Annotated in this window: 17 protein-coding genes and 1 pseudogene; all 18 read left to right on the forward strand. The window is 59.6% G+C overall.

Annotation, left to right across the window (positions count from 1 at the left end; translation table 11 throughout):
* Nucleotides 1-376 (forward strand): annotated as a pseudogene (locus tag A9J21_RS31925) (hypothetical protein); the annotation flags it as partial.
* On the forward strand, nt 376-513 hold the full coding sequence (locus tag A9J21_RS31510) for a hypothetical protein (RefSeq protein WP_156545816.1): 138 nt from the start codon (nt 376-378) through the stop codon (nt 511-513). The pseudogene A9J21_RS31925 and the gene A9J21_RS31510, both read left to right, overlap by 1 nt.
* Nucleotides 510-836 carry a hypothetical protein gene (locus A9J21_RS11875; protein ID WP_066735768.1) on the forward strand — a complete coding sequence of 109 codons (327 nt, stop codon included), beginning with the start codon at nt 510-512 and terminating at the stop codon, nt 834-836. The genes A9J21_RS31510 and A9J21_RS11875 overlap by 4 nt, the downstream gene beginning before the upstream one ends.
* Nucleotides 833-1078, forward strand: a complete 246-nt coding sequence (locus A9J21_RS11880; protein ID WP_066735770.1) for a hypothetical protein — start codon at nt 833-835, stop codon at nt 1076-1078. The genes A9J21_RS11875 and A9J21_RS11880 overlap by 4 nt, the downstream gene beginning before the upstream one ends.
* Before the next feature lie 110 nt (nt 1079-1188).
* On the forward strand, nt 1189-1788 hold the full coding sequence (locus A9J21_RS11885) for an ERF family protein (RefSeq protein WP_066735772.1): 600 nt from the start codon (nt 1189-1191) through the stop codon (nt 1786-1788).
* A complete protein-coding gene (locus tag A9J21_RS11890; protein ID WP_082926359.1) occupies nt 1785-2297 on the forward strand; it encodes a siphovirus Gp157 family protein in 513 nt (170 codons plus the stop codon). Before A9J21_RS11885 ends, A9J21_RS11890 begins: the two co-directional genes overlap by 4 nt.
* Nucleotides 2297-2692 (forward strand): recombination protein NinB, encoded by a 396-nt coding sequence (locus tag A9J21_RS11895; protein ID WP_082926360.1) that lies wholly within the window; start codon nt 2297-2299, stop codon nt 2690-2692. The genes A9J21_RS11890 and A9J21_RS11895 overlap by 1 nt, the downstream gene beginning before the upstream one ends.
* 154 nt (nt 2693-2846) lie before the next feature.
* A complete protein-coding gene (locus tag A9J21_RS11900) occupies nt 2847-3500 on the forward strand; it encodes an HNH endonuclease (RefSeq protein WP_066735776.1) in 654 nt (217 codons plus the stop codon).
* On the forward strand, nt 3497-3877 hold the full coding sequence (locus A9J21_RS11905) for a hypothetical protein (protein WP_066735777.1): 381 nt from the start codon (nt 3497-3499) through the stop codon (nt 3875-3877). Before A9J21_RS11900 ends, A9J21_RS11905 begins: the two co-directional genes overlap by 4 nt.
* 12 nt (nt 3878-3889) lie before the next feature.
* Nucleotides 3890-4711 carry a hypothetical protein gene (locus A9J21_RS11910; protein WP_066735779.1) on the forward strand — a complete coding sequence of 274 codons (822 nt, stop codon included), beginning with the start codon at nt 3890-3892 and terminating at the stop codon, nt 4709-4711.
* Nucleotides 4701-5177 (forward strand): HNH endonuclease, encoded by a 477-nt coding sequence (locus tag A9J21_RS30900; RefSeq protein WP_197497490.1) that lies wholly within the window; start codon nt 4701-4703, stop codon nt 5175-5177. Before A9J21_RS11910 ends, A9J21_RS30900 begins: the two co-directional genes overlap by 11 nt.
* Nucleotides 5170-5439, forward strand: a complete 270-nt coding sequence (locus A9J21_RS11920) for a hypothetical protein (RefSeq protein ID WP_066735782.1) — start codon at nt 5170-5172, stop codon at nt 5437-5439. Before A9J21_RS30900 ends, A9J21_RS11920 begins: the two co-directional genes overlap by 8 nt.
* Nucleotides 5440-5682: 243 nt before the next feature.
* Nucleotides 5683-6168, forward strand: coding sequence for a phage N-6-adenine-methyltransferase (locus A9J21_RS11925; protein ID WP_231906894.1), 486 nt, complete (start codon nt 5683-5685; stop codon nt 6166-6168).
* Nucleotides 6161-6625 carry a hypothetical protein gene (locus A9J21_RS11930; protein ID WP_066735785.1) on the forward strand — a complete coding sequence of 155 codons (465 nt, stop codon included), beginning with the start codon at nt 6161-6163 and terminating at the stop codon, nt 6623-6625. The genes A9J21_RS11925 and A9J21_RS11930 overlap by 8 nt, the downstream gene beginning before the upstream one ends.
* On the forward strand, nt 6622-6849 hold the full coding sequence (locus A9J21_RS11935) for a hypothetical protein (RefSeq protein WP_156545818.1): 228 nt from the start codon (nt 6622-6624) through the stop codon (nt 6847-6849). Before A9J21_RS11930 ends, A9J21_RS11935 begins: the two co-directional genes overlap by 4 nt.
* 7 nt (nt 6850-6856) lie before the next feature.
* A complete protein-coding gene (locus A9J21_RS11940) occupies nt 6857-7288 on the forward strand; it encodes a hypothetical protein (RefSeq protein ID WP_066735787.1) in 432 nt (143 codons plus the stop codon).
* Between the two features lie 64 nt (nt 7289-7352).
* The gene (locus A9J21_RS30905) at nt 7353-7568 is read left to right on the forward strand and encodes a DUF4224 domain-containing protein (protein WP_082926362.1); all 216 of its coding nucleotides are present in this window, start codon (nt 7353-7355) and stop codon (nt 7566-7568) included.
* A complete protein-coding gene (locus A9J21_RS11945) occupies nt 7568-8620 on the forward strand; it encodes a tyrosine-type recombinase/integrase (RefSeq protein WP_082926363.1) in 1053 nt (350 codons plus the stop codon). Before A9J21_RS30905 ends, A9J21_RS11945 begins: the two co-directional genes overlap by 1 nt.
* Nucleotides 8621-8763 lie beyond the last annotated feature (143 nt).

The following is an 8763-nucleotide window of genomic DNA, read 5'->3' on the forward strand; positions in this document are numbered from 1 at the left end:
CGCAGCCACCGCATCGGGCTACTCCGGCGCAGCCACCGCATCGGGCGACTCCGGCGCTGCCACCGCATCGGGCTACTCCGGCGCAGCCACCGCATCGGGCGACTCCGGCGCAGCCACCGCATCGGGCGACTCCGGCGCTGCCACCGCATCGGGCTACTACGGCGCAGCCACCGCATCGGGCGACTCCGGCGCTGCCATGTCCAGCGGCAGGCACGGTAAGGCACAAGGCAAGGACGGCTGTGCGCTGTTCCTGGTGTACCGCGATGCTGACTGGAAGATTGTCCACGCCAAGGCGGCAATCGTCGGCCAAGACGGCATCAAGGCGGACACGTTTTACAAGCTGAACGCTGACGGTGAGTTTGTGGAGGTCGACTGATGCTGGACTTTGACGATCTCCGCGCATTCCGCGCCTGGCAGTCCCGCAACCGCCGCGCGCTGTACGTCTGCGGTGGCACCTTCGCCTTTGCCCTGCTGGTGGCGAACCTGATCCAGATCGTGAAGGGGTGGAAATGAGCGCATTCAGCGAGTACGTCACCAGCAGCGCATTCAACCTGTCGCTGTCGAAGCGGCAGATCGAGTCGCTTTGCATGATGGAGCAGTACGGCTTCGCGTGGTCTGGCGCACACACGTTCAACTCCCTAATCGGGAAAGGCTTGTGCGAACGATTGGAGGGCGAAGAAGGATCGGATTGCCCGCGCGTCCGCATCACCGACGCCGGCATGGCCGTGATCCCTCTGCTGAAACTTGCCGGCCTGTACGTGGAAATGCCGAAGCTTGAACCAGCCGTTTCCATTCCGCCCATTGTCATCAAGCCGAAAACTCAGGAGCCAGCATGAAGACGCCCGCCCGCAATCAGGACATCAAGGATCTCGACACCGGCGTGCACCTGACGAAGCAAGAGCGCCGCGACGCTGACTACAGCCACCGCTGCGCACGGGTCATCGCAGACCTGCTGCGCGCCAAGATCGACAACGCGATCAACGGCATCAAGGGGCCGCGCGTGCCGATCTCTAGCGGCTACGTCCCTGAGCGCGTGGCCCGAGCATTCGCCTACGTCGCTGTGGGCGGACTGAAGTGACATGGACCCGCACGAGTGGTGGGCGCAGTGCGGCCAGCAAGAGGAATGGCAGGCCGCCGAGACTTTAGCCTGGTACGAGCAACAGGCCCGAATCCTGAGAGGAATGAGCGATGGAAACGACCAAGAGCATTGCAGCGGCCTTTGTGAAGGCGCAGAAGGACTTCTCCCCGGCGCTGAAGAGCAGCACCAACCCGCACTTCAAGTCCAAGTACGCTGACCTGGCGGCATGCGTGGAAGCGGTGATCGACGCGCTGAACAGCAACGGCATCGCCGTCATCCAGCGACCGGTGCTGTGCGACAACGGCGTGACGGTGGAAACGGTGTTTGTCCACGAGTCCGGAGAAACGCTGTCCGGTGGCGTGCTCCACGTTCCCTCGCAGAAACAAGACGCCCAAGGCTACGGCTCCGCGTTGACCTACTGCCGGCGCTACGGCCTGATGGCTGCCTGCGGCATCGCTCCTGAAGACGATGACGGTAACGCCGCTGTGGCCGCGCAGAAGGCTGCTGCACAGAAGCCCCAGGCCAAGCCGGCGCCAGCCGTGAACATGGACGACGCGCTTGTGGCGCTGCGCGAAAGCGAGACGCTTGAATCCCTCCAGGCTGTGTTTGGCCCGACGTACAAGGCTGCAACGCCCGAGCAGCGCGCCGCACTGAAAGGTGCATACGACACCCGCAAGGCGGAAATCGAAGCCACGATGGAGGCAGCATGAGCGCACTGAGCCTGTATTCCCTGTCCGACGAAGTAGAGCGCCTGCTGTCCAGTGACGACGCGTACGACCCGGAAACGGGTGAGCTGAGCGCCGATCTAGTTTGCGCTCTTTCGGCGATGAAGGATAAGGGTGCCAACGTGGCGGCTTACATCCTGAACCGTGACGCAGAAATCCAGGCTATCGAGCAGCACGAAGCCAAGATCGCCGCTCACAAGGCGGTGCTGGTTCGCAAGCAGGAGAAGCTGCGCGAGTACCTGGCCTTCAACATGAAGCGGACCAAGACGACCGAGATCGCTGCCAACGATGGCACGTTCAAGGTTCGCCTGCTGCTGGAGCGGGATTCGTCGGTGGAGATCTACGACGAAAAGCAGATCCCAGCCAGTTTCATGACGACGCCAAAGCCGCCCGAGCCTAAGCCTAGCAAGGCAGAGATTGCCAAGGCGATCAAGGCCGGCACTGAAGTGCCAGGCGCCAGGATCGTCAAGCGTGACCGACTGGAGATCAAGTGATGGCAACCGCATCCCGTCTCTTCGTCCTTCGTGGCGACAGCAACGCTCAGGCTCTGTGGGGCTTCCTGCGCAGCAATTGGCGCTCTATGGCCGACGCTGGCAAGCCGCTGGCAATTACGGTGGCTGAGCATAAGTCAAAGCGCAGCATCGAGCAGAACAAGCGTTACTGGGCGATTCTCAACGAGATCGCAGAAGGTGCTTGGATGAATGGCAAGAGCTATTCAGCCGATGCGTGGGCCGAGTTCTTCAAGCGGAAGCTGATCGGTACGGAGGAATTGCCGGATGGCAGTAGCGTTGGGATCAGCACCACCACCCTGAACGTTGAAGAGTTCGCCGCCTATATGACCCGGATCGAGGCATATGCCGCGACAGAGCTGGGCGTGGAACTGATCTAACCCCCCTTGCCGGGCCTTTACGTCCCACGTCCGCCCGGCTCTTTTCTTCGAAGTGAGGTCTGCCATGGATCAATACCGAACGGTTTGCTCTCTATGTGGCGGAGATGGGCATGACGCCCGCATGTGTCCGTGGATCAAGATTGCGAGGTAACAAATGGATTATCGAATCATCAAAACGTGCAACGGCGACGAGATCATGGTTGATGCAGAAGACTATGAGATGTTATCTGCCTTCAAATGGTTCGTTATTCACAGTGGTGTAGTTCGCAATCATCCGAGGAAGCTGAGAGCGACGGAGAAAACGTCGCGGATTATGCACCGCTTCTTGATGGGCCTCGAAACCAACGACCGCCGCCAGGTTGATCACATTAATGGAAATCGCCTAGACAACAGAAAAGGCAACCTTAGGGTATGTAGCGGCGCCGAGAACAACCGTAACAAGGTTACCCAAGTAAACAATACGTCAGGCTTCAAAGGCGTCTCGTTCTATCGACGCAGGCAAAAGTTTCATGCTCGCGTTCAGGTGTACGGGAGAACGCATCATGTTGGCTACTTTGATACCGCCGAGGACGCATACAAGGCTTATTGCAAGACTGCACTGCGACTTCATGGCGAGTACGCAAATCTTGATCTGAATCGCTTCGATCTTCTGGATCGCCTTGACCTTTTCACTACCATCGCATGCGATGAAGATTCGCGCGACATGTACGGTGAGGCAGCCAAAACCATCCGCTCCCTGCGCAAGCGCAATGCCGAACTAGAAGCGATGCAGCGAGCAGCGGAGGCCGATACCAGGAGCGCGGCATGATCGGCGACAGAACGGAGAAGCACAAGAAGGATGTGGTGTTCCACAAGGAGCAATGCCTTGCAGCCCTTCAAGTGATGGATGGCGCTACCGTCGTGCAAGTGGCGGACATGATCGGGAAGAACTACTACTCGGTCAAAAAGTGGATGCGCGACCTTCACAAATCGAGAGAGATCTACGTCCACAAGTTTGTTCGCTCCGAAGGATGTCCTAAGCCAGTCAGGATGTTCCGCGTAGGTAACCGGCCAGACGTTGCGAAGGAAATGACGTGCGGCCGCGTCAAGGACGAACATGAAGACATGGAAGGCGCCTGGCGCAAGCACGAAGCGTGGAAGAAAACGTGGACACCACATCGTGACCCGGCAGCAGCCTGGTTCTAGGGAGGAAGCAGCATGACGAACGACACGAATCGCCAAAATGGCAACGATTTGGCGGGCAAGAATGGTGGCGGTATGGCGCTGACGGTTCCCGTTGTGGAACTCGAAAAGCTGGTGAGGTTGACCGCGTTCAATACCAGCGCCCTTGCTGCGCATGTTTCCGCATGGGCGAACGAAATCCTCGCCACCCCGCCCTCCGCGCCATCGCCCACTAGTGAGCACGAAAAGCGTGATGCAAAGTATGCGTCGCGCTATCGGTGGCTGCGTGCGACGAATGGACACGCATTCGTCGGCTTCAATGAGAGGCCCGGATTCAAGCCATGCGGCAGCCTGTTGGATGACTATATCGACGCTTATATGGAGGCGCCAACACAGCCTGACGAATCGCGCCAGGCTTCCGCGCCATCGCCCACGGTGGCGGGGCTGACGGATGAGCAGGTGAACGAACTGTGCGCATCGGTCGGATTGATGACGCGACACAAGCTGCCCAGCGGCAAAAACCCGTATTGGGCCGAAGAACTGAGCGCGTCAGAAATGCGCGATGCCGTGCGCAAGTTGCTCGCTCTCTCCACCCCCTCCGACAGCGCAGAGACGCGCATGACCGAGCCCGGCGAATATTTTCCGCGCGTTGAGGCAGATTCGCCTGTTTGGCGCCCGATCAATACCGCGCCATGGTCCGATGATCTGATCTGGGTATGCAAGGGCGATGTGATCGGCGGCCCGAAGCGCATCCAGCATGACGACGCCGACGAATGGGATTACTGGACGCCTTGCGTTGCGCCAGTGTTTAACGCCGCCCCAGCAGCGACGCGGGCAAGTGAGAAGGATGATGACTGATCACGCGATCGTGACTGCCAAGGGGCAGCGCATCCTTGTGGATGCTGAAGACTACGAGGCGCTTTCTGGCTTCGCCTGGAGAGTTGACCATCGCGGATATGCATGCAGACATCCAACCGTTGAGGGGCACTCGACAACCGTTCTTATGCACCGGGAAATTCTCGGAATGGAGCGAGGTAACGGCCTCTATGTGGACCACATCAACGGAAACCGGATAGACAACCGCCGAGCAAACTTGCGGACATGCACGAACGCCGAGAACGTACGGAACCAGAAACGGAGTTCAAAGAACACCACTGGTTTCAAAGGCGTGATGTTCCATAAGGGAAGCGGAAAGTGGTACGCAAGAATCAAGTTCAAGGGAAAGGGGAAATACCTTGGAAGGTATAGCAGTCCTGAGCTGGCGTACGAAGTCTACTGTTTGGCGGCTGACATGTTGCATGGGGAGTTTGCTAACTATGGCTAAGAAACTGATCCCGACTTGGGAAGATCGCTTGTCGCACCTGGAAAAACCGACGGACTTCGCTGAGGCACAGGCAGCAAAGATGGAAGCAGCGGACCTGCGCCGATACATCAGCGATCTAGAGGAAGCACAAGGTAGCGATGCGCTTTCTTTGTTTCGACGCGCGTTGCTAAACATTTATGGAGATACGTGGCGAGAAGAAATGCAGAACGCCATCGACGCCGCCATGTCCCGCGAGCAGCCGAAAGGAGAGGACCGTGGCTGATGCAAAAGATCAATGCACTGCATATCAGCAAGGGCGGCAGGTTTGCAGCAATGGATTCCCTGTCAGCGCAACATGCATGGGCCTGAAGTGCTTTTCGTGCGGACGGCATAGCGACGACGTGCCGGCATGCCAGCGGGAAGATCTGGGGCCGCGCTGGCTGGATGATGCAGGAAAGCCACGTTACGCCCGCGAGCAGCCGAAAGGGGGCGAGTGATGGGGATGTCCGCGCACCAATCGCCGCGCATGAAAAACGACGAATGGTTGACGCCGCCTGAAATACTCGCGCCGCTTGGGTCATTCAATTTGGACCCATGCGCGCCAGTGGTTCGGCCATGGGATACGGCCGCAAACCACTTCACTTTCAAGGACGACGGACTATCGAAACCGTGGCACGGCCGCGTCTGGTGCAACCCACCGTTCGGACGCGAGGCCGTCAAGTGGTTGCGCCGCATGGCCGAACACGGCAATGGCATTGCGCTGATCCCGGCCCGCACAGAAACGGCCATGTTTTACGAATGCGTTTGGGGCCGTGCCGATGCCGTGCTGTTCATCAAAGGGCGCCCGCACTTTCACTATGTCGACGGACGCCGTGCTGACTTCAACAGCGGCGCGCCTATTTGTCTAGTGGCATACGGCAAGCGTAACGCCGAAGCACTACAGCGCAGCGGGTTAGGCATCGTGTTGCCAATCGAGCGCGCCCGCTCAACAGGGGAGAAGGACAATGGCTGAGAAGCTGGATTTGGATGCGCTGGAGCGCAACCTTCGACGCGGGATTGTCCGCATCGACCCGGAAGTGCAACTTGCCATGATCGCCCGCATCCGCGAACTGGAAGCACGCGTCGAACTTGGTAGCAATCTCCTGCGCGAGCAGACAGACAAGACGTGCGCCGCCAACCTTCGCGTTATCGAACTGGAGAGCGCCAGCCAGCCTGGGGGCGGGGAGGCGGCGAAGGTTGAAGCTGTGCGTGCGAACTTCACGCCGTTCTTCATCATGTCGAACGTGCGCCGCATCGTGCCGGCCTACTACAACAAGCAGCGAGCCAACTGGGTGTTGGCGATGGATGTGTTCGCCGTTGGCAGCCGCAGCGCGCAACGCATCTGCGAAGAAGCTGGGATTGATCCTGACGGATTCACGGTTGAGCGCGCCGCCCCGTCTGCGGGGAATGGCGGGGCGGAGGAACGGTGATGCTCGGTCAGACGCTATTCGGCATGCCGGTCTACGTGGACCCTTCGCTGGACAACTGGCCGAAGTTCGAGCCGTCGGCCAAGCTTCTGGAACTCATGCCGCCCGACTGGGGCGCTGCTCACCGGGCATGGTGTACAGAGTTCTTCGGCACGGAGAGCAAGGCGATGGTGGTCAACCGCGCAGTGCTCGTAGGCCCGAAGGGCCTGAAGAACCTGCAGAGGTAGAGCTGCGATGCCCATCAAGCCAGAGAACAAGGGCCGCTACCCGGCCAACTGGAAAGAGATCCGGGCTGACATCCTGGTGCGCGCTCAAAACTGCTGCGAGAAGTGCCGCGCCCCTAACGGAGCGGTGATCGCTCGCGGCACTGGGCGAGATGCTGGCACCTATATCACTGACGACGCATACGTATTTGATGCGGACACAGGGGTGCTTCTCGGGCGGCAGCGTCAGGGCGACTATGAGGTTGATCGCATGGTCAGGATCGTGCTGACCATTGCCCACCTCGACCACACCCCGGAGAACTGCGACCCGGCCAACCTGCGCGCCTGGTGCCAGCGGTGCCACCTGCGGTACGACGCCGAGCACCACAAGCAGACGGCGGCCAAGACTCGGCGTGACGGCAAGGCCGTCGGCGATTTATTCGAGATTACAACGCAGCAATAAATGCAAGCCAACATAGCCCGCGTCCTGAGGTTGACGCGCAAGTACTGGAACCTGGAGCAGGAAGATGAACAACCTGACACTATCGCCGGATGAGCTGAAAGAACTGACGCACAAGTGTCGGTCGAGTGCGCAGGTGCGTGCGCTCCGGGCAATGGGCATCGAGCACAAGGTGAGGCCCGATGGCTCTGTTGCGGTACTGCGAGCGCACGTAGATAAGGAAATGGGGGCTCCTAAGCAGAAGGCTGTGGCGTCTTGGGAACCTAATTGGAGCGCGGCCTAATGCCCCGTTCGCGTAAAGCCAACAACAAGGGCCTGCCTCTACGCTGGTGCGAGCGTAACGGCGTCTACTTCTACCGCGTTCCAGTAGGCCTTGAGGCGCAGTGGGATGGCAAGAAGTGGTTCCGGCTCGGTGGCTCCCTGCCAGAGGCGTACCGGGCGTGGGCTGAGAAGTTGGCGCACACCGATAACACGAAGACGGTGGCCGATCTGCTGGACCGGTACGCCCTTCAGGTGGTTCCGACGAAAAAAGTCACGACACAGCAGCAAAATCAGGTTGCGATCAAGCGCCTGCGTCTGGTGCTCGGGACCGCGCCGCTAACGGGTATCCGGCCGCAGACGGTCTATCAGTACATCGACAAGCGACAGTCCAAGACGGCGGCGCGGAGGGAAATCGAGATCCTTTCGCACGCCTTCACCAAGGCTGTGGAATGGGGCATCATCGACCGTCACCCGTTCAAGGGAGAAATCCGGCTGACAGGCGAGAAGCCACGGACGCGGTACGTCGAGGATTGGGAGATCGTGGAATGCCTGGCACTGGAAGCGAAGCGCTCGCACGGCAGCGTGCTGGCGGTGCAGGCATATATCCGGGTCAAGCTGATCACGGGCCTTCGCCGCGGCGACTTGCTCCGGCTATCGATGTCCGATCTGCAGGAAGACGGCATTCACGTGACGCCGGGCAAAACGGCCGGCAGCACTGGCAAGAGCATCATCTTGACGTGGACGGATGAGCTTCGGTCGGCGGTGGAGATGGCGAAGGCTGCGCGCCCGGTGAGGATCGCCCCGTGGCTGTTCTGCAACCGGGATGGTGAGTGCTATATCAGTGAAGTAACCGGCCGCGCCGGGGGATGGGACACGATGTGGCGCAACTTCATGGCACGCGTGCTGAAGGAAACCGAAGTCAAGCAGCGGTTCAACGAGCACGATCTACGCGCGAAATGCGCGAGCGATGCTGAGACGCTAGCCCACGCACAGGCGCTGATGGCGCACGCGGATAGCCGGCTTACAGAGCGGGTGTATCGGCGCAAGCCCCAGGTTGTGCAGCCGCTGCGGTAACTGTCTCATACAGCCTGACCGCACCTTTAAAAATCATGGACTTACATAACACCAGTACGCGATTTTATGAGACACCATAATTCGCACTAAACGTTACGAATCAACAGGTTAGCGGAGAAGGTGGCACAGGTTAATAGCCTATC

This window comes from Cupriavidus sp. D384 (genome assembly GCF_001652915.1).
GTDB lineage: Bacteria > Pseudomonadota > Gammaproteobacteria > Burkholderiales > Burkholderiaceae > Cupriavidus.